The sequence below is a fragment of the Halobacillus aidingensis genome, assembly GCF_900104185.1.
GTDB lineage: Bacteria > Bacillota > Bacilli > Bacillales > Halobacillaceae > Halobacillus > Halobacillus aidingensis.
Genome location: NZ_FNIZ01000018.1, coordinates 1 through 18,942 on the forward strand (window position 1 = coordinate 1; position 18,942 = coordinate 18,942).

Annotated in this window: 18 protein-coding genes, 1 pseudogene and 1 other annotated feature; of the genes and pseudogenes, 12 read left to right on the top strand and 7 right to left on the bottom strand. The window is 42.9% G+C overall.

What is annotated here, in order from left to right; all coding sequences use genetic code 11:
* From BLS23_RS21500 to BLS23_RS15360, 3 genes and pseudogenes are all read right to left on the bottom strand, one after another.
* A pseudogene (locus BLS23_RS21500) lies at positions 1–179 on the bottom strand (IS5/IS1182 family transposase); the annotation flags it as partial.
* Positions 180–351: 172 nt separating this feature from the next.
* The gene (locus BLS23_RS15355) at positions 352–1,170 is read right to left on the bottom strand and encodes an undecaprenyl-diphosphate phosphatase (RefSeq protein ID WP_089653928.1); all 819 of its coding nucleotides are present in this window, start codon (positions 1,168–1,170) and stop codon (positions 352–354) included.
* Positions 1,171–1,364: 194 nt separating this feature from the next.
* On the bottom strand, positions 1,365–1,541 hold the full coding sequence (locus BLS23_RS15360) for a YjzD family protein (RefSeq protein WP_237417175.1): 177 nt from the start codon (positions 1,539–1,541) through the stop codon (positions 1,365–1,367).
* Positions 1,542–1,673: 132 nt separating this feature from the next.
* Between BLS23_RS15360 and BLS23_RS15365 the strand changes: the two genes are divergently transcribed.
* Positions 1,674–2,192, top strand: coding sequence for a hypothetical protein (locus BLS23_RS15365; RefSeq protein ID WP_089653930.1), 519 nt, complete (start codon positions 1,674–1,676; stop codon positions 2,190–2,192).
* Positions 2,193–2,279: 87 nt separating this feature from the next.
* The gene (locus BLS23_RS15370) at positions 2,280–3,236 is read left to right on the top strand and encodes a BMP family ABC transporter substrate-binding protein (RefSeq protein ID WP_244157238.1); all 957 of its coding nucleotides are present in this window, start codon (positions 2,280–2,282) and stop codon (positions 3,234–3,236) included.
* A gap of 816 nt (positions 3,237–4,052) precedes the next feature.
* On the opposite strand, the gene BLS23_RS21820 is transcribed toward BLS23_RS15370, so the two are convergent.
* Complete coding sequence (locus BLS23_RS21820; RefSeq protein WP_167356098.1) at positions 4,053–4,229, bottom strand: hypothetical protein; 177 nt, start codon at positions 4,227–4,229, stop codon at positions 4,053–4,055.
* A gap of 192 nt (positions 4,230–4,421) precedes the next feature.
* On the opposite strand from BLS23_RS21820, the gene BLS23_RS15375 reads away from it, so the two are divergent.
* Positions 4,422–5,360: a beta-ketoacyl-ACP synthase III gene (locus tag BLS23_RS15375; RefSeq protein WP_089653931.1), complete on the top strand. Its 939-nt coding sequence runs from the start codon at positions 4,422–4,424 to the stop codon at positions 5,358–5,360.
* An 18-nt stretch (positions 5,361–5,378) separates the two neighbouring features.
* On the top strand, positions 5,379–6,620 hold the full coding sequence (gene fabF / locus BLS23_RS15380; RefSeq protein WP_089654013.1) for a beta-ketoacyl-ACP synthase II: 1,242 nt from the start codon (positions 5,379–5,381) through the stop codon (positions 6,618–6,620).
* 39 nt (positions 6,621–6,659) lie between these two features.
* Here the strand turns inward: fabF and BLS23_RS15385 are convergent, their stop codons facing one another.
* Positions 6,660–7,655 carry an LCP family protein gene (locus BLS23_RS15385; RefSeq protein WP_244157239.1) on the bottom strand — a complete coding sequence of 332 codons (996 nt, stop codon included), beginning with the start codon at positions 7,653–7,655 and terminating at the stop codon, positions 6,660–6,662.
* 181 nt (positions 7,656–7,836) lie between these two features.
* Here BLS23_RS15385 and BLS23_RS15390 point away from each other — a divergent pair, with 181 nt between their 5' ends.
* Together BLS23_RS15390 and BLS23_RS15395 are read left to right on the top strand one after the other, a co-directional pair.
* Complete coding sequence (locus tag BLS23_RS15390; protein WP_089653932.1) at positions 7,837–8,037, top strand: YuzI family membrane protein; 201 nt, start codon at positions 7,837–7,839, stop codon at positions 8,035–8,037.
* A 90-nt stretch (positions 8,038–8,127) separates the two neighbouring features.
* Positions 8,128–8,889 (top strand): YjbA family protein, encoded by a 762-nt coding sequence (locus BLS23_RS15395; RefSeq protein ID WP_089653933.1) that lies wholly within the window; start codon positions 8,128–8,130, stop codon positions 8,887–8,889.
* 26 nt (positions 8,890–8,915) lie between these two features.
* Here the strand turns inward: BLS23_RS15395 and trpS are convergent, their stop codons facing one another.
* Together trpS and BLS23_RS15405 are read right to left on the bottom strand one after the other, a co-directional pair.
* The gene (gene trpS / locus BLS23_RS15400) at positions 8,916–9,917 is read right to left on the bottom strand and encodes a tryptophan--tRNA ligase (RefSeq protein WP_089654015.1); all 1,002 of its coding nucleotides are present in this window, start codon (positions 9,915–9,917) and stop codon (positions 8,916–8,918) included.
* A gap of 58 nt (positions 9,918–9,975) precedes the next feature.
* Positions 9,976–10,172: a binding site (T-box leader), on the bottom strand.
* Positions 10,173–10,225: 53 nt separating this feature from the next.
* The gene (locus BLS23_RS15405; protein ID WP_089653934.1) at positions 10,226–10,597 is read right to left on the bottom strand and encodes a DUF3899 domain-containing protein; all 372 of its coding nucleotides are present in this window, start codon (positions 10,595–10,597) and stop codon (positions 10,226–10,228) included.
* A gap of 407 nt (positions 10,598–11,004) precedes the next feature.
* On the opposite strand from BLS23_RS15405, the gene BLS23_RS15410 reads away from it, so the two are divergent.
* From BLS23_RS15410 to BLS23_RS15435, 6 genes are all read left to right on the top strand, one after another.
* Positions 11,005–12,708 (top strand): peptide ABC transporter substrate-binding protein, encoded by a 1,704-nt coding sequence (locus BLS23_RS15410; RefSeq protein ID WP_089653935.1) that lies wholly within the window; start codon positions 11,005–11,007, stop codon positions 12,706–12,708.
* Between the two features lie 178 nt (positions 12,709–12,886).
* On the top strand, positions 12,887–13,813 hold the full coding sequence (gene opp3b / locus BLS23_RS15415; protein ID WP_089653936.1) for an oligopeptide ABC transporter permease: 927 nt from the start codon (positions 12,887–12,889) through the stop codon (positions 13,811–13,813).
* A gap of 6 nt (positions 13,814–13,819) precedes the next feature.
* A complete protein-coding gene (gene opp3C, locus BLS23_RS15420) occupies positions 13,820–14,950 on the top strand; it encodes an oligopeptide ABC transporter permease (RefSeq protein ID WP_089653937.1) in 1,131 nt (376 codons plus the stop codon).
* Positions 14,951–14,966: 16 nt separating this feature from the next.
* Positions 14,967–16,025, top strand: coding sequence for an ABC transporter ATP-binding protein (locus tag BLS23_RS15425; RefSeq protein ID WP_089653938.1), 1,059 nt, complete (start codon positions 14,967–14,969; stop codon positions 16,023–16,025).
* Positions 16,022–16,960 carry an ABC transporter ATP-binding protein gene (locus tag BLS23_RS15430; protein WP_089653939.1) on the top strand — a complete coding sequence of 313 codons (939 nt, stop codon included), beginning with the start codon at positions 16,022–16,024 and terminating at the stop codon, positions 16,958–16,960. Before BLS23_RS15425 ends, BLS23_RS15430 begins: the two co-directional genes overlap by 4 nt.
* Before the next feature lie 171 nt (positions 16,961–17,131).
* Positions 17,132–18,352 carry a putative glycoside hydrolase gene (locus BLS23_RS15435; protein ID WP_089653940.1) on the top strand — a complete coding sequence of 407 codons (1,221 nt, stop codon included), beginning with the start codon at positions 17,132–17,134 and terminating at the stop codon, positions 18,350–18,352.
* Positions 18,353–18,942: the final 590 nt, after the last annotated feature.

Consider the following 18,942-nt stretch of genomic DNA (forward strand, 5'->3'; position numbering starts at 1 on the left):
TTCATCATCATACGAGGATGATAAGCGGGGCATCCCGTATCACGCATGAAACATGAGAAATCCTCATCCGGAATACTTTCCACCAATTCATGGACCGAATAGGCGATGTCATTTTCCTGAAGTTTCATTTCAACGTCCATGGGCAAAACCACTTGATTCATGTTATAATTTTTAAACATAAGAGCACCTCCGAGGTTATTGTGTAGGAACTTTAATTTTATCAGAGTGTGCTCTTATTTTTAATTGAAATGAAAAAAGACAACATAAATTGAGGAGCCCTGCGAACCAAATTGGTTCGCAGGGCTCCTTTTTGTTTCAGAGGCTGAGTTTTGTCCCAGCCTCTTTTACTATTTATAAGAATAGCACGACAAGTCCACCGACGATAAAACAATAAAACGCGAAGTATTTCAAATTCCCACGAGCCATGATTCCCATGAACCATTTTAATGAGAAATAAGAAGCAACTACGGATCCGGCAAAGGCCATGATATAAGCAAACCAGGCATTCTCAGCACTTGCATGTTTGATCACATCTTCGATGGATAGAAGCATTGTCCCGAGACTGACAGGGATAAATAATAAGAACGAAAAACGGAGCGCCGTTTCTTGTTTCATGCCTAAAAACATGGCCGCAACAATCGTGGCTCCTGAGCGGCTGATTCCCGGTATGAGTGCGACCGCTTGTCCAATCCCAACAATCAGGGCATCCTTCCACGTTAATTGTCCGTCGCCTTTCCGTCCTCTCAGGTTACGAATTAACCAGAGGGCAATTCCTGTGATAATTAATGTGATGCCTACCGTTTGAACGGTAGATAAAACTTCAATAGCATCTCCTAAAAGAACGCCGAGCACCCCAGCAGGAATCGTTCCTATGATCAGGTAGATTATGAAATCAAAATCGTCTTTCTGCTGTTGATCGCGTTGGCTGCGATTGAATAAGTATCCGAATCCATTTTGAATCAACCGAATGAGATCTTCACGGTAGATGATTAATACCGCTACGAGAGACCCAAAGTTCACGAGCACCTCAAACGTAAGTCCTTCCAGTCTAATTCCTAGTAATTCCTGGGCAATGACCAAATGACCACTGGACGAAATCGGAATCGGTTCAGTGAATCCTTGAAAGATCCCCAAAAATAAATATTTAATAATTAACCATAGTTGTTCCATAATGCTTGTTCCTCCTGCCCGTCTGTTTTCCTATTTATATCTATATTTATAATTTGTGTTGATAGAACAATTGTGATGATGTTCACGCACTCTACGATTATAAAGGAACCTTGTCCTTGTGGCTAGAGGAGGATTTCATCATTTTCCAAATGAAAAACGTTGCCTCCCGAAGGATAGCAACGCTTGAGTGTGGCTTATGCTTCTTCTTTGATAATTCCTTCCCCAAGAACAACTGCAGCCAGTGTGAAAAGAATTGTCATAATGATGACTTGAGAGAAAGCGAAACTGCTCCCAGCCATGTTGCTGACTACATAAGCGGACATGAAGCTCAATAGGAAAGCCCAAATGATTGTCCAAATCATCCGCATCATTATTCACCTCATTTTTTACACAATCTACTCTTATCTTATCAGAGAGTACAGGAAAAGGAAATATGAAATCGCTTCATGATTGACGTTTCCATTGAATAATATGTAGGAAGACAAGGAAGAGGAGGATAGCCTATGATGGTGACCGTTAACCCTTGCTTTCATTGGATTGGATATCATTTGACATCAAATCTTCTTCAAGAAGGAATCGAAGTCATCGGTATTGACCCCATCGTGGATGCGAAGAGTGATCTATTATATATGTATGTCGGCAGAAACAGTAATTTTCAGCATTTCTTTCAAAGAAGTGACAAAGAAAATCACGTCCAACAATCGAATGACGAGTGGGAAGTGGACTTGGTCGATGACGGCTTGTTAGTCAGGCAAGGAGATAAAGAAAGAAATTGGATCGAGCTTCCCCTTCTTTATGGTGAATGGATGGATCTCCAGAGGGCCGGGGTGCAAGAAAAAGATGAGCTTGTGCAATGGGTCATAGATCACCAGGCGACCTATATTGGAACTTTCATGGAGACCTTCCTGGAGAGATTCTTCGATCAATCGCTTCGCATTGAGGAGCGAGTCGAAGACAAGGATACCATCACAGAAAGAGTGGATGCTTTGTGGCGCTGTGAGCAGCTGATTCGCAAAATCTAAAGCTTTCCATGTTGGTCATTTACTTTTGTTATGAAAAAAATGTAGAATAGGGAGAGGATATAAGTAGGTACTTAGGAGTGCTTGAATGTGAAATTACAGTCCATCATGATCCTCTCTCTATTATTTTCCCTTGTCGCATGTCAAGGCCTCCCGGATTATAAGAAAGATATAAAGGTCGGGATGCTTGTCGAAACGACCATCCATGATAAAGCATGGGGGCAGCAAGGGTACAAAGGATTGCAAGCGATCCAGGAGGAATATGGAGTAGACATTTATTTTAAAGAAGGCATACGAACATACAAACATACAGCCGAGGCGATCGATGAGTTTGCAGCTAAAGGCATTGACGTCATCTTTGGACATAGCAGCTTATATGGAAATCATTTCAGGGAATTGCATGAGGTTTATCCTGAGATGGACTTTGTCTATTTTAATGGCCAATTCTCAGCCGAAAATGTAACAAGTCTCAATTTTGATGCGCAAGCGATGGGATTTTTCGCAGGAATGGTAGCTGGGGAAATGACACAAACGGATCGTGTTGGAATCATTGGAGTATTTGAATGGCAACCAGAAGTGGAAGGGTTTTATGAAGGCGTCATTTATCAAAATCCAGAGGCCGAAGTAGACATTTCACTTACGAACAGCTGGGAAAATACGGAGATGGCCCTCATGTATTATGAATCGATGAACGAAGAGGGAGTGGATGTGTTTTATCCAGCGGGAGATGTTTTTAATGTTGCTGTCATTGAACAGGCTCAAAACGACGGGAATTATGCCATCGGTTATGTACAGGACCAATCTTCCGTGGCTGAAAATACGGTGCTCACGAGTACCGTCCAAAAGGTAGATGAAGTATATAAATTAGCAATGGAGCGTTATATGAACGAAGACTTACCTGGAGAAATGCTTACGTTCGATTTTCAGGAAGGTGCTATAAAGATGGGGGAATACAGCCCAAGTATCCCAGAAAACTTCCGCAGTAGAATGGAAGAAGTCGTAGAAAATTATAAAGAAACAGGAGAGCTCCCTGAAAAAGACCTCTGAAGCACACAAACGGCTTCAGAGGTTTTTATTATAGATTCATATCAGAGTATGGTTCATTTCACATAAGCTCCCGTTTATGGAAGACTTGATTTCGAGATGTTTGTATCCTGGGTTGGGGCTGCGGGGAATGACTCGCTTTCCGCGGGAGCGCGGTGAGCCTCCTCGAGCTCCGCTCTGCGGGGTCTCACCAAGCACTTTTTTCCCTCTTAGTTATCCGGTTCCGGCGCCTAGCGGCTAGTGAGACTTCCCTCGCTTCTGTACGATAAGTCAACATCGACTCGCTCCGCTCTTCGTGTTTCCTTTATCTCCGCCAGCTCAGTCCAGTCCATACGCCGCTGACCGAGGCGCCTCCACACTTAAGGTAGGAGTCTCGCCATCCCCCTCCGCCCCTTTGCCATATCAGTGTCTCGAAACTACTCCCATAGATAGCAGAGCTTCCAAGATTTGTCGAAATGCAAAAGTCTGTGATCTCCCCATTCAAATGCTGTTACAGCGCGCTTTATGACTACTGGACAAGGAGGATGGAAGACGCTCCTTCTAAGTATAGGGGGTTCGTTTTTTTATTTTCTCGAATGGGGTGGTTGGGAAGCTGGGAGACTCCCGTGGGAGAAGGAGATAGGCGAGATCCCACAGGACGCAGTCCGAGGAAGCTCGGCGCTCCCCCACAGGAAAGCGAGCTGCTTCCCAGCCACCCCTGACGCTCAACACGGCAAACGAACCCCGAAAAGTCTCGAATTCGAGTCTTCCACAATCCAGCCATATAGTGGAATAACTTAAATTGATTATTAATCTAAAGGAGTTTCATGGAAATGATTTTTATTTCTTGAACTTATCGATCATTGGTTTGATCATCGGTGACACTGACTTCCACGTTTTTGAAGCTTCTTGAAAGAGATCATTGAGTTTCGGTTGCGAATCTTTCTCTCCTTCGTTTTCTTCTGGCTGACGGAACCCCCAAAAATCATCAAAGGGGGATGACTTTCTTTTGCCCATACAAGCACACCTCCTCTGTTACAATTTATGAAAGATCTCCCTGTGTTTTGTAGGCAGGTACAACAAATATTAAAAAAAGTACAAGTTCAAGGGTAGCCTTTTGCAAAACTTGCAGATTGGTCCAAGATGAATTAAAATTAGTACCAAGTCATAAGAATTGATATTAGATATTACCTTTAAGGGGATGAATATATGAACGCAGGATTCTTGGGCGTTGGACACTATGCGCCGGAAAAAGTGCTGACCAATAAAGACTTGGAGAAAATGGTAGAGACGAGTGATGAGTGGATTCGTACGCGAACTGGAATTGAAGAACGCCGTATCGCTTCGGACGAAATGGATACTTCTGATCTAGCCTTTCGTGCAGCGGAAGAAGCTTTGAAAGATGCAGATATGAAAGCAGAGGAACTTGATATGATCCTCGTTGCTACTGTTACTCCAGATACGCCATTCCCATCTGTCTCCACCATGCTTCAACATAGGCTTGGTGCCAACAAGGTCGCGGCTATGGACTTGAGTGCAGCCTGTGCCGGGTTCATGTATGGAGTCATCACAGCTAAACAATTCATTGAAACGAATGCCTACAAAAATATTCTTGTCGTAGGGGTTGAGAAACTTTCAAAAATCACGGACTGGACAGACCGTAATACATGCGTTCTTTTTGGTGATGGAGCAGGAGCTGCTGTCATTGGACCGGTAAGTGATGATAAAGGAATTCTTTCCTTTGAACTTGGGGCCGATGGAGCAGGTGGACCTCACTTGTATCAGACGCCTGAAGATACCTTGTCCATGAATGGTCGTGAAGTATTCAAGTTTGCAGTAAGACAAATGCCTGAATCCTCAGTCAATGTCGTTAAAAAAATTGGCCTGAGTGAACAGGATGTTGACTATTTAGTGCCACACCAGGCGAACATAAGAATTATGGAAGCAGCCAGACAACGCTTAGGAATTCCTGAAGAAAAAATGTCTACGCAGGTGAAGCGTTATGGAAATACTTCTTCAGCGTCTATTCCGATTGCTTTGTCAGAGGACGTGAAGGCAGGTAAAATAAAAGATAATGATCTAGTCGTTCTTGTCGGATTCGGTGGCGGACTCACATGGGGAGCCGTGGCCCTTCGATGGGGGAAGTAATCAAGGAGGAATGGAATGATGGATAAACATCGTGTTGTCATTACCGGAATGGGAGCGGTGACTCCTGTCGGTAATTCAGTAGAAGAAATGTGGAATAATATTAAAAATGGCGTGTCCGGGGTAGGAGAAATTACGAAAGTCAATAAAGAAGACTACCCTGTCCATGTGGCAGCAGAACTGAAAGATTTTGACCCTTCTGATTATGTGGATCGTAAAGATGCACGTCGTATGGACCCATTTGTCCAGTATGCAATGGTCGCTTCTCATATGGCTGTTGAGGATGCGAACCTTGAAATCACAGATGATGTCGCTCATAGAACAGGGGTATGGATTGGTTCTGGAATTGGTGGAATGGGAACGTATGAGTCTCAATTTGAAACGTTCCAGAAAAAAGGCTACCGTCGTGTCAGTCCGTTTTTCATTCCTATGATGATTCCGGACATGGCAGCAGGCCAGGTATCCATTGCGCTCGGAGCTAAAGGGATTAATTCCTGTACAGTGACCGCCTGTTCTTCAGGTGCAAACTCAATCGGGGATGCTTTCAAAGTCATCCAACGTGGCGATGCGGATATTATGATTGCCGGTGGTACAGAAGCACCGATGAATAAAATGTCATTTGCTGGATTCGCCGCTGCACGTGCGTTATCCCTTAATGAAGATCCGCAAACAGCCAGCCGTCCTTTTGATAAAAACCGTGATGGTTTCGTCATGGGTGAAGGAGCAGGCATTCTTATTATGGAAACGCTGGAATCCGCGAAAAAGCGTGGAGCGAAAATCTATGGCGAGCTGAAAGGCTATGGTTCTACAGGAGATGCCTATCATATCACTTCTCCGGCACCTGAAGGAGACGGCGCGGCGCGTGCAATGAGACAAGCGATTGATGATGCAGGTTTAAAACCAGAAGACATCGATTACTTGAACGCTCACGGAACGTCCACAGAGCTCAATGATAAATTTGAAACACATGCGGCCAAGACAGTATTCCAAGAGCATGCGAATAAATTTGCGATTTCTTCAACGAAATCCATGACTGGTCACCTTTTGGGTGCTGCAGGTGCGGTTGAAGCGCTCATTTCTTTAAAGGCAATTAACGACGGAATACTTCCACCGACGATCAACTACGAAACTCCAGATCCGGAATGTGACCTTGATTATGTTCCGAATGAGGCGCGTAAACAAGAAATCAATACGGTGATGAGTAACTCGCTCGGATTTGGCGGCCACAATGCTAGTCTGATTTTCCAAAAGTACGAAGAATAAAATAAACCCGATGTCTGCGATTCAGACATCGGGTTTATTTTATTCTTGTTCAAAAAACTGTTGTAATGTTTGTTTCGTAGATTCCTCATCGTGGTTAAGCACTAGGCCGATCGGATAAGGCTTTCGTTCATCCCATACATTATCTGTCGTAGGGATGCTAATCATATCCATGGATTCTACAGGGTTCAGCAAAAGGTCTTTACCAACCTGGATCATTTTACTGCTACCGAGGTTTGTATCAATATATGGCTGAATGTTTCCAATCAAACGTGGTGCTTTTAGAACTCCCTGGAAAGAGAGGAGTTCATCCTTCAGCAATTGAATAACCTTCTGTTGTCTCTCTACTCTGGCGAAATCTCCCCGGGCATCACTGCGATACCTCACATAACCAAGAAGTTCTTCACCGTCGAGGGTTTGTATCCCTTCTTGCAACTGGATGTCTGTCGTTCCATCCCCGGAACGGTATTGCATGTTCTTTTCTACATCCACTTGCATTCCATCTGGTGATAAAGTATCTACGATTTGCGTAAACCCTTGAAAGTCGACGATCGAGTAATATTCGATTTCAATACCTAGATTCACTGCAATGGTCTCACGGAGAAGCTCCGGGCCGCCTAAAGCGAATGCGGCATTCAGTTTGTTGTATCCGTGTCCAGGGATATCAACGTAAAGGTCTCTCATTAAAGAAGCGATCTTTGCTTCTTTTGAAGCGGGATCATATTCTGCAATCATGATCGTGTCCGTCCTTGGAATCTCTGACTCTCGCTGGTCGACTCCCAATAGAAGGACGGTCATCTTCCCGTCCCCGTTATCTCTTCCGTTGAAGTCTTCTTTGTACACACTTTCGACCGTTTCTACTTGATCGATACTTTCAGCAGCAGAAGCCTGTTGACTCATTGCTTGATGCTTGCCTGCTAAGTACTCGTAGCCGGAGTAACTGATGATTAGTAGAAAAATAAGAGCATACATACCAATAAATAGCTTGCGTTTTCGCCTTCTTTTACTGCGTTTCCGCAAGGATCTCGACTGTGACAAAGTCATCATCCTTTCAAACTTAACTCACCCAAAAAGCTTGTTTATAAATGTCTGTCTGTAATTAAATGTACCTGTTCTTGCCAATGAAGTAAAGACTAGGATTTAAAGGGAATTCACCGCATGACAAAGCATTTCCTTTCATAAGATAGCAATAGGAGGACGAGCCGGAGGGGATGAAGTTATGTGGTACTGGATGCTGCTATTGACAGGTTTCGGTTTCGCTGTCGCAGGAGGAACGGTAACAATCACGTATTTGAATCTCGTTCCTGCCGGGTTGAGTTGGATTGAATTCTTTATCCTGATTCGTACACGGGTGGAGTGCTATTTTTTTCCTATCGGATTGATATTGATTACGACAGCCTTAATTCTTATGGAAGATTAATTTTCTAAAATATGGATTCAAAGAATAAAAAAGCCAGCATTGGTCATAATGTAACCAAAAGAGATCACCGAGTGAAAGTGAGGGTCCGAAATGTTATACATGCATGATCTGTGGGTGAACTGGTTTGAAGGTGAAGAGAATGGGTATAACGTCTGTCGTTTTCATGAATGGCGCAAAGAGGATGGAATTGAGCTGATCGATCAAATCCCTTTGATTTTAATCAGTGATGAATTGTTTAATTTTATTGAGAATGATTTGCAAGATCTACCAGCATCGCTGCTACAGGATGTCCACCGGAAAACGTATATGAAGAAAAATCAAGAACGTCACACGGTTGAATATGCAGCGGTCGTCACAAATGGCAAAGATGTTATTGTATTTGATACGATTGGCTACACGCTTCCTGTTAAGAAGAGCCGTTTAATACCTAGACAAGAACGTCTAGTGTTCGAAATGGTTCAAGGCAAAGAACCTGAGCACTATTTAATAGAAGAAAGAATGTTAAAAGAACATCATATTTTATCATTAGACCCAAGGAAGATGTCTGGATTGACGCGGAGAGAAAGGCAATTGAAACAGCTTTTGATGATGGCACTCGATCAATTGAAGCAATCCGATCACCCGGAAGAAATCCGCTATTGGTTGACGGAATGGAATCCAGCTCAATATCCAACGATCAAGCAGTTCTCCAACGATGAAGCATGGGATCGTTTATATGAAGGAACATGTAATGGATGGTCGATGGCCCACGAAGAACTATGCAAAAAGATGGTGAAAGGGCAGCCTTTCTTTGAAACCATATGGCAGGGAGAAAATGAAGGTGTCTCTCAACATATGAAAAGCCAGAATTGAGGAAAATACTCAATTCTGGCTTTTTGTTATTTCTTCTTCTTGACGCGTCCAAGACCCATAGCTTTCTTCGCTTTGCGGATCATTTTGTTTGCTTCATATGATGCTTTCTCGGCTCCTGCATCTAAAATATCATCCAATTCTTCTGATTGAATCAGTGTTTGGTAACGCTCTTGGATCGGTTTCAAAACGGCAATGACCGCCTCTGCGACGCCTACTTTGAAATCCCCGTATCCTTTCCCTTCATACTTTTGCTCTAACTCTTCGATACTGGCACCACTACAAGCAGACTCAATCGTCAACAGGTTAGAAACACCAGGTTTGTTTTCTTTATCATACTTCACGATTCCATCAGAATCTGTGACCGCACTTTTGATTTTCTTCATAATTTTCTTTTCATCATCCAGCATAGATATAAACGCTTTTTGATTTTCATCAGACTTGCTCATTTTCTTCGTAGGTTCTTGAAGGGACATGATGCGTGCCCCTTCTTTTGGAATGCTTACTTCAGGAACGGTGAAAATGTCATTGAATTTATTGTTGAAGCGTTGAGCTAAGTTTCTTGTAAGTTCTAGATGCTGCTTTTGATCATCTCCTACAGGAACGACATCCGTTTTATAAAGGAGAATATCTGCTGCCATCAATGGAGGATAAGTAAGGAGACCAGAAGATACCCCTTCCTTTCCGCCGGCGGATTTGTCTTTGAATTGCGTCATTCGCTCCAGCTCACCAATGTAGCTGACGCATTGTAACATCCAACCCAACTGAGTGTGGGCGGGAACTTCAGATTGAATGAAAAGGGTCGCTTTCTCAGGGTCAATTCCAGAAGCCAAGTAAAGAGCTGCCAGAGAACGGATGTTTTCTCTCAATTTCAGACGATCTTGCGGAACAGTAATCGCGTGCTCATCGACAATACAAAAATAGCAGTGGTTATCATCCTGTAAATTTGTAAAGTGTTTCATGGCTCCAATATAGTTTCCAAGTGTTAATGTACCACTTGGTTGAATGCCTGAGAAAATCGTTTTTGTCATCATCATCACCTCAACGTTTATTTTTGAACAAAAAAGGATCATTCGTCTCTTCCATCATGGAAGGGACGAATGATCCGCGGTGCCACCCTAATTACTTCTAATAATATAGAAGTCGTCTTGAATCGTTAACGCCGATTTACGTCATTAGAAGCTCCAAAGGCCCAATTTCGTATGGTATCCTCAGCTGTTTCCACCGACCACAGCCTCTCTGTAGAGGATCCACCCTACGTACTTATCCTTCTTCATTGCTTTTCGTACTATATTAGTAAGTCAGTATTATATCGGATTCATAGGCTTTATGCAAGTTCTTAAGCTGAATAGTAAAGGAAAAGTAAAGCCAGTAAACTTATGCTTAACATTGTCCCATGGAATAAGAAGAACTTGGGTAACGTTTTGTGTACTGTTTGAGAGGGGAGGGGTTTCTCTTCCCAATCGTCTAAGTAATCCCTCTGTTTGGACATGCGGTTTGTAAATCGTCTGAAACCGTATGTGATCCCGTCAAAGAATCCCCCTCGGATAACCCACATGATAATACCTACGAATATATAGAAGTAAGCGATATAGAAAAGCTGGTTAATATAATGAAATAAATCGTAAGCAGGGGCAAGAACAATAAACAGGGTCGTTACGATTGCCATGTTTAAGCTGAACATCAACCATTTATTTTTTATGATGGACACATCTTTTCCACCTTTCATACAAACTCGAACTATATTATAGCATGTTTAGCAAGTATGAAGGAATTGTTAACACTATAAATAAACAGAAAATTCAGCTTTGGTAAAATAATGAATGGGTTATTCAAACGCTTTAACGGATAACCGTGATAAATAACATTGTTTGAAAATCCCATATCTTTTTTTATGCATATGAGCTTATAAATAATAAGTTTAGGTCTTAAATATTGTAAAATAAACTAGGTAATTAGTCGCATTTTGTGTTACTGAAACGTAATAATGGTGGGAATCCTGAGAGTTTTCAAAAAAAAAGGTAATGCAAAATAGTTAGAAAACTTGTATAATTCGATATGTGGACAAAACGCCACAACAAATTTTTAGAAAATTTTTAGGGGAGGTCATTTTCTATCATGAAAAAGACAAATTGGTTATTGCTAGTACTTGCACTAGTACTTAGCATGTTCCTCGCAGCTTGTTCTGGTGGATCAGACGATACGTCAAATTCCACAGACGATGCTGACTCAGAGGAAACAACAGAAACTGAAGACACTTCTGGTGAAGAAGGAGAAGCTTCAGGTGAACAAGTACTTAACATTACAGACAGTGCAGAGATCCCAACAATGGACGCATCTCTAGCAACTGACGCTGTAGCATTCCAATGGTTAGGTTCTACAACAGACGGACTTTATCGTCTTGGTGAGAACGCTCAGCCAGAACCAGGAATTGCTAAAGACCACGAAGTAAGTGAAGACGGTCTTACTTGGACGTTCAACCTTCGTGAAGACGCTGTTTGGTCAAACGGCGATCCTGTTACAGCGAACGATTTCGTATACGCTTGGCAACGTGCTGTAAATCCTGATACAGGTTCTGAGTACGGCCCATACATGATGGGTGGCGTTATCAAGAATGCACAAGCTGTCGTTGACGGTGAAGTTCCTGTCGAAGAACTTGGTGTTAAGGCTGATGGCGACTACACACTAGTTGTAGAACTTGAAAAGCCGGTTCCTTACTTCGAATCTTTGACTACTTTCGGTACTTTCCTACCGTTGAATCAGGCATTCGTTGAAGAACAAGGTGATCAATACGCTCTTGAAGCGGACACACTTCTTTCCAACGGTCCATTCGTTCTAACTGAGTGGAACCACGGTGAAGGCTGGACGCTTGAAAAGAACCAGGATTACTGGGATGCAGAAAATGTGAAACTTGAACAAATCAACGTTAACGTTGTTAAAGAAACATCTACGGCTGTAAACCTTTATGATACGGGTGAAATTGATCGTACAGGTCTTTCTGCAGAATTCGTAGACCAATACCGTACTTCTGATGACTTCAAAGTTGAAGAAGAGCCTGTATTGTTCTACTTGAAGATGAACCAAGAAAACGAAGTATTGGGTAACGTAAATGCCCGTAAAGCGATTCAAATGGTTATCGACCGTCAATCTATGGTTGATGTTATCTTGAATAATGGATCTATTCCTTCTGTAGGTCACGTTCCACAGAACTTCACGAAGCACCCTGAAACAGAAGAGGACTTCCGTGAGCTTAACGGTGATCTAATTGAAACAAATGTTGAACAAGCACAAGAGCTTTGGGCTACGGCTAAAGAAGAGCTTGGCATGGACACAGTTGAACTTGGCTACCTTGGTGGCGATAGTGAAGTGGCTATGAACATGGACGCTTACATCAAGGACCAGCTTGAGCAGCTGGAAGGTCTAACTGTCAATGTTCAGTCCGTACCTTTCAAAGAGCGCCTTCAGCGTGATGAAAACATGGAATATGATATTCAAAACTCTGGTTGGGGTCCTGACTACATCGACCCGAACACGTTCTTGAACATGTTCGTAACAGATGGCGGAAACAACAAGACTGGATACTCTTCTGAAGCGTACGACGGTCTAATTGAAAAAGCGAATACTGAGCTTGCTCAAGAGCCGGTTGAACGCTTCGAAACATTCCTAGAAGCTGAGAAATTGCTAATCCAAGAAGATGCAGTTCTTGCACCTCTTTACCAGCGTGCAGTTGCTCAACTTTGGAAGCCTTATGTTAAAGGTGTAATCACTCAGCCTATGGGACCTGACTACACTTACAAGTATGCTTATATCGAAGGTAAATAATTGAAATAACAATTTCCAACCACATATAGGCTTGCTTTAAAGGGGAGAGAGTATATGTCCAACGTGTTGGCGTATGCTCTCTTTTTCCCTGCCATCAAATTATTCAGATTATAGACAAATTTCTGTCAATTATGACAACATGATAAGTTTGTAGGTTTACACATATGGAGGTGTTGATATGACTCGTTATATAATCCAGCGTCTAATATATATGGTTATAACGATGTTTTTAATTGCTACCTTAACGTTCTTTCTGATGAAGTTTTTACCAGGTACTCCCCTAAGTGCTGCAGATAAATTATCAGACGAACAGCAAGCGGTAGTTTTAGAAAAGTATGGATTGAATGATCCAGTTCCTGTTCAGTATTTCAACTATATGGTCAACTTGGCTCAAGGTGATTTAGGTATTTCATTCCAGTTCGACAATCGAGAGGTCACTACAATTATTATGGAGAGAATCGGTCCGTCTGTTCAACTAGGATTCCAAGCGATGATTATAGGAACAATCATTGGTATGCTGTTGGGACTGGTATCTGCGATTTACCATAATGGAATCATGGACTATACGTCTACATTCCTTGCTGTATTAGGACAGTCCATACCATCATTTGTATTTGCAGGTTTATTACAGTTTTATATTGGTGTTAAGTTCGGCTGGCTGCCAGTTGCCCTGTGGGAAGGCTGGGAATATACCATATTACCAACCATTTCGTTGGCCATCTTCCCAATTGCAATTGCTGCCCGTTTTATGAGAACAGAAATGCTTGAGGTTATGGGATCTGATTATATTGTTACAGCCCGTGCCAAAGGTGTGAATAAAGTCGGTGTTGTATTTAAGCATGGTTTAAGGAATGCATTAATTCCATTAATTACAGTGTTAGGTCCGCTAGCTGTAGGATTGATGACAGGTACGCTTGTTATTGAAAACATCTTTGCCGTGCCTGGCATTGGTGAACAGTTCGTTAAGGCGATCAATATGAATGATTTCCCAATCATAATGGGTACAACCCTCTTAATCGCTTTCCTATTCATCTTCATCATCCTGGTCATCGACTTGCTTTATGGAGTCATCGACCCTAGAATTCGACTGGCGGAAGGAGAGTGATCGACTATGGATAACCACAAACCATCGAAAGACTTATTTGTGCCCGTAGAAACGACAGAAACAGAAAATGAGAAGATATCACGGCCGAGCCTTTCCTTCTGGCAGGATTCCTTTATTCGTCTCCGCAAGAACGTAGGAGCGATGATTGGACTGGCTGTTTTGATTGTTTTAGGTTTAATGGCTGCTTTTGGTCCATATATGAACGATTATGGACAGTATGAACAAGACCTTTCTCGTGCCAAAATGCCCCCTAAGATAGAGGGGCTGGCGTGGCTTGGAATGGATGGTACACTTTCTGATGTACAGTCTGCCGACACATTAGAGGGCGCACAAACAAAAGCCCTGATGCGTTTTAATAACCAGGAAGAGTTTATCACGACGGAAGTATTGAATGATGGCTCCAATGGTGAACAAGCAGAAGTCAGAGCCACTTATGATGTATATGCTGCCAAAGACATGGATGAGAACTTTTGGTTCGGTACTGACGGTTTGGGGCGTGACCAGTGGTCCCGTACTTGGATGGGAACACGTGTCTCTCTTTATATTGCCCTGCTGGCTGCAGCAATAGATATGGTTATTGGAGTTGCATATGGTGGGATTTCAGCTTATTACGGCGGTCGTGTTGACAACTACATGCAGCGTTTCATTGAAATCCTCGTTGGTATTCCAAACTTGGTTCTCATTATTTTAATGATTCTAATACTAGAACCAGGAATCATGTCTATTACCATAGCCCTTGCCATATCGGGATGGATCTCAATGGCACGGATAGTCCGAGGACAAATATTGAAATTGAAAAACCAAGAGTTCGTTCTTGCATCTAGAACGTTAGGTGCGAAAGATGGACGTATATTGCAAAGACATTTAATTCCGAACACATTAGGTTTAATTATTATCAACACGATGTTCTCGATTCCTTCAGCGATTTTCTTTGAAGCTTTCCTAAGTTTTATCGGACTAGGTCTACCAACTCCGATGGCCTCTTTAGGTACACTCATCGATGCAGGTTTCGATTCATTGCAGATTTATCCGCACATTCTATTATTCCCGGCAATTATAATCTCACTTATCATGATTGCCTTTAACGTCTTAGCTGATGGTCTTCGTGATGCATTCGATCCGAAGATGCGCGAATAGGAGGTAGGTGTACAAAATGGAAAAACTACTAGATGTTAAAAACTTACATGTCTCCTTTGACACCTACGGTGGTGAAGTCAAAGCTGTACGCGGCGTTAACTTTGATGTGAAAAAAGGAGAAACTTTAGCGATTGTAGGAGAGTCAGGTTCCGGTAAATCCGTTACAACTAAAGCTCTTATGCACTTAATTCCAAAGCCGCCGGGTCGGATCAAAGAAGGAGAGATCCTTTTTGAAGGTCGTGACCTTGCGAAAATGAACGAGAAACAGATGCAGAAGATCCGCGGTAAAGAAATCTCAATGATTTTCCAGGATCCTATGACTTCTCTGAACCCGACGATGAAAGTTGGAAATCAGATCATGGAAGGTCTGATCAAACACCAAAAAATGAGTAAGCCTCAGGCTCGTAAACGTGTCATGGAATTACTTGAGCTTGTAGGTATTCCAGATGCTGAAAACCGTATGAAACAATATCCACACCAGTTCTCGGGTGGTATGAGACAGCGTGTCGTTGTTGCCATTGCCTTGGCTTGTAATCCTAAACTGTTGATTGCCGATGAGCCTACAACAGCCTTGGATGTAACGATTCAGGCGCAAATCCTGGAGCTTATGAAAGATATTCAAAAGAAAACAGATTCAGCGACCATTTTCATCACGCACGACCTGGGTGTTGTAGCAAACGTTGCTGACCGAGTAGCGGTTATGTATGCGGGGAAAATTGTGGAAGTCGGCACGGTAGATGATATATTCTACAATCCACAACATCCGTACACATGGGGATTATTAGGCTCTATGCCTTCACTTGACAGCGCGGATGAAGAGCTTTTCGCTATCCCTGGTACACCACCAGATTTAATGCACCCACCAAAAGGGGACGCTTTTGCTGCGCGTAACAAATACGCGATGAAGATCGACTTTGAACAAGAGCCACCAATGTTTAAGGTAAGTGATTCACATTACGCAGCTACATGGTTGCTGCATGAGCATGCACCAAAGATTGAACCACCAGCAGCGGTGAAGAAGCGTATGGAAGGCATGGCGAATTCATCGAGCAGTTCGGAAGGTGAACGAGTATGAGTCAAGAAAAACTAGTCGAAATAAAAAATCTTAAACAACATTTTAAAACAGGCCGTCATAGTGTTGTAAAAGCCGTGGACGGTTTGAACTTCAACATCTATAAAGGGGAAACGTTCGGACTTGTTGGTGAGTCTGGTTGTGGTAAATCGACAACTGGACGTACGATCATCCGTTTGTACGATGCTACAGATGGAGAAGTCATTTTTGACGGAGAAAACGTACATGGGAAAAAATCTCGTGAAGACTTGAAGAAGTTCAACCGTGAAATGCAAATGATTTTCCAGGATCCTTATGCATCGTTAAACCCTCGTATGAAGGTTGAAGATATTATTGCAGAAGGAATGGACATTCACGGACTTGCGAAAGATGGAAAAGCCCGTAAAGCGAAAGTCCACGAGTTGTTGGAAACGGTAGGGTTGAATAAAGAGCATGCTAACCGTTACCCGCACGAGTTCAGTGGTGGTCAGCGTCAACGTATCGGTATCGCACGTGCCCTTGCTGTAGACCCGAGTTTCATCATCGCTGATGAGCCAATTTCTGCTCTTGACGTTTCCATTCAAGCACAAGTGGTTAACCTTTTGAAAAAGCTTCAAGAAGAAAAAGGTCTAACTTATTTGTTCATCGCTCACGATTTGTCGATGGTCAAATATATCAGTGATCGGATCGGCGTTATGTACTTTGGTAAAATGGTTGAGCTTGCGGATGCAGATGAATTGTACAAGCACCCAATTCATCCCTATACACAGTCTCTACTATCTGCCATTCCATTACCTGATCCGGATTACGAACGTTCTCGTGAGCGTTTCACGTATGATCCTACGAAACATGATACGAGTGAAGAACCTGAGTTCCGGGAAGTACGTCCTGGTCACTTTGTTCTTTGTACCACAAAAGAATTCGAACAGTACCGACGTGAGCACGGTACCGGAGAATAATAAGGTGAAAAGGCTCTGTCGAGGTGACAGAGCCTTTTTTTTTACCTATGTTTAGTACAATTGTTGTGCTATAGGGAAAAATTATGAAAAATTGTCAGAGAGCTCTGTTATAAATGGTCTTCCTCTTTTATAATAAAGATTAGAAGAAATTAGGATAGGAGTAGGATGCACATGGGGAAAAGACAACTATGGATGATGATTTTCACGGGGGTTCTCCTTTTCGGAATGATGGGGTCATTACATATCGTGAAGGCGGAAGATGGAGAAGGAACGAAAGAGGTCGCCATGCTTACGAAAAAACAATCGGGTTTGAAGGAATTAACCGTTCCTAGTCCAGCGGCAAGATTTACATATAACTCTGGATTGACTTTTGAATACCCAGATGCCGTTAGAGGTATTTTTGTTACGGGGCCTTCCGCCGGTGGAGCGAAGATGGCGGAGCTTACGAAACTTGTCGAAGATACAGAACTGAACGCGATGGTCATTGATATAAAAGAGGATAACGGGAACATCACGTTCGAGCCAGAAGAAGGTTCTCCTTATGCCGACGTTGCCGAGGGATTTATTGATGATCCTCGTGCTATGTTAGAAGAGCTTGAGGAAAAAGGAATCTATCCAATTGCTCGTGTCGTTGTATTTAAGGACAGCTTACTCGCTGAAAAACGCCCGGACTTATCTTTCACTCAGAATGGACAAGTTTGGAAAAACGGAAAAGGTGAATCATTCGTCAATCCATTTATGGAGGAAGTTTGGGAATATAACGTAGAACTTGCAAAAATAGCAGCAGAAATGGGTTTTGAAGAAATTCAGTACGATTATGTCCGCTTCCCAGAAGGTTTTGGAAGCCGTGACGATGTTCTCGAGTACGGCCAAGGGAAGTACGGAGATATGGATATGGACAATGTCCAAAAACGCGTGCAGGCCGTTACAGATTTTGTCGAATATGCCAGTAAAGAGTTGGAATACTATGGTGTTGATGTCTCTGTAGATATCTTTGGCTATGCAGCAACCATTACAGAAGCACCTAACATCGGACAGAACTTTTCAAAGATTTCATCAAATGTTGATGTTATTTCATCTATGATTTATCCAAGTCACTGGGGGCCGTATTTTGGAATCTCCAAACCGGATACTGAACCTTACCGTCTAATAAGTGAATACGCAAAAGTCGAGAACGAGGTATTGGGAGCATTAGAGAATTCTCCAACCTCGCGCCCTTGGCTGCAGGATTTTGAAGCTCCATGGCTTTATTCTGGACCTACGAAGCAATATGGAAAAGCAGAAGTGGAAGCTCAAATTCGTGCCTTAAACGAAAACGGGATTGACGAATTCCTTCTATGGAATGCTGGAAACAATTACACGAAAAACGTAGACTATACACCCTTAGATTAGTAAAAAGGTGTGGAATCAAAAAGATTCCACACCTTTTTCTTTATTGAAGATAATGGCAGGTTTCTTGAAGACTTGATTTCGAGATGTTTCGGGTTTCGTTTGCCGTATTGAGCGGTGGGGGTGGCTGGGTAGCAACTCGTTTCCTGTGGGGGAGCGCGGAGCTTCCTCGGGCTACCGCCCTGCGGGATCTCGCCTGTCTCCTTCTCCCACGGGAGTCTCGCAGCTTCTCAACCACCCCATTCGATGCAGGAGGAAACGAACCCTTTCACTGTGAGAGGGTGCCTTCCACTATCCTGGTGTTTTAAGCATAAAGCGCACTATAACAACCTTTTCGCATACGTAATAGCCTTCTTGGGAGTTGATTCCCTCCAATTACCATGTGCATAAAAGCAGCTTATTCCGGATGTAGTTTCGAGATACTTATATGGCAAAGGGGCGGAGGGGAATGGCGAGACTCCTGCGGGAAAAAAGTGCATGGTGAGACCCCACAGGACGAAGTCCGAGGAGGCTCACCGCGCTCCCGCGGAAAGCGAGCTATTCCCCGCAGCCCAAAGGTAAAGAAGGGGGACGTTTTTTCGGAGCTATTTTAG

What these genes read in the sequence shown, in the direction of transcription:
- trpS (WP_089654015.1), bottom strand. Translation starts at nt 9,917, where the DNA reads ATGACAAAAACGATTTTCTCAGGCATTCAACCAAGTGGTACATTAACA.
- BLS23_RS15355 (WP_089653928.1), bottom strand. Translation starts at nt 1,170, where the DNA reads ATGGAACAACTATGGTTAATTATTAAATATTTATTTTTGGGGATCTTT.
- BLS23_RS15360 (WP_237417175.1), bottom strand. Translation starts at nt 1,541, where the DNA reads ATGATGCGGATGATTTGGACAATCATTTGGGCTTTCCTATTGAGCTTC.
- BLS23_RS15430 (WP_089653939.1), top strand. Translation starts at nt 16,022, where the DNA reads ATGAGTCAAGAAAAACTAGTCGAAATAAAAAATCTTAAACAACATTTT.
- BLS23_RS15365 (WP_089653930.1), top strand. Translation starts at nt 1,674, where the DNA reads ATGATGGTGACCGTTAACCCTTGCTTTCATTGGATTGGATATCATTTG.
- BLS23_RS15425 (WP_089653938.1), top strand. Translation starts at nt 14,967, where the DNA reads ATGGAAAAACTACTAGATGTTAAAAACTTACATGTCTCCTTTGACACC.
- BLS23_RS15395 (WP_089653933.1), top strand. Translation starts at nt 8,128, where the DNA reads ATGTTATACATGCATGATCTGTGGGTGAACTGGTTTGAAGGTGAAGAG.
- fabF (WP_089654013.1), top strand. Translation starts at nt 5,379, where the DNA reads ATGGATAAACATCGTGTTGTCATTACCGGAATGGGAGCGGTGACTCCT.
- BLS23_RS15390 (WP_089653932.1), top strand. Translation starts at nt 7,837, where the DNA reads ATGTGGTACTGGATGCTGCTATTGACAGGTTTCGGTTTCGCTGTCGCA.
- BLS23_RS15435 (WP_089653940.1), top strand. Translation starts at nt 17,132, where the DNA reads ATGGGGAAAAGACAACTATGGATGATGATTTTCACGGGGGTTCTCCTT.
- opp3C (WP_089653937.1), top strand. Translation starts at nt 13,820, where the DNA reads ATGGATAACCACAAACCATCGAAAGACTTATTTGTGCCCGTAGAAACG.
- BLS23_RS15375 (WP_089653931.1), top strand. Translation starts at nt 4,422, where the DNA reads ATGAACGCAGGATTCTTGGGCGTTGGACACTATGCGCCGGAAAAAGTG.
- opp3b (WP_089653936.1), top strand. Translation starts at nt 12,887, where the DNA reads ATGACTCGTTATATAATCCAGCGTCTAATATATATGGTTATAACGATG.
- BLS23_RS21820 (WP_167356098.1), bottom strand. Translation starts at nt 4,229, where the DNA reads ATGGGCAAAAGAAAGTCATCCCCCTTTGATGATTTTTGGGGGTTCCGT.
- BLS23_RS15410 (WP_089653935.1), top strand. Translation starts at nt 11,005, where the DNA reads ATGAAAAAGACAAATTGGTTATTGCTAGTACTTGCACTAGTACTTAGC.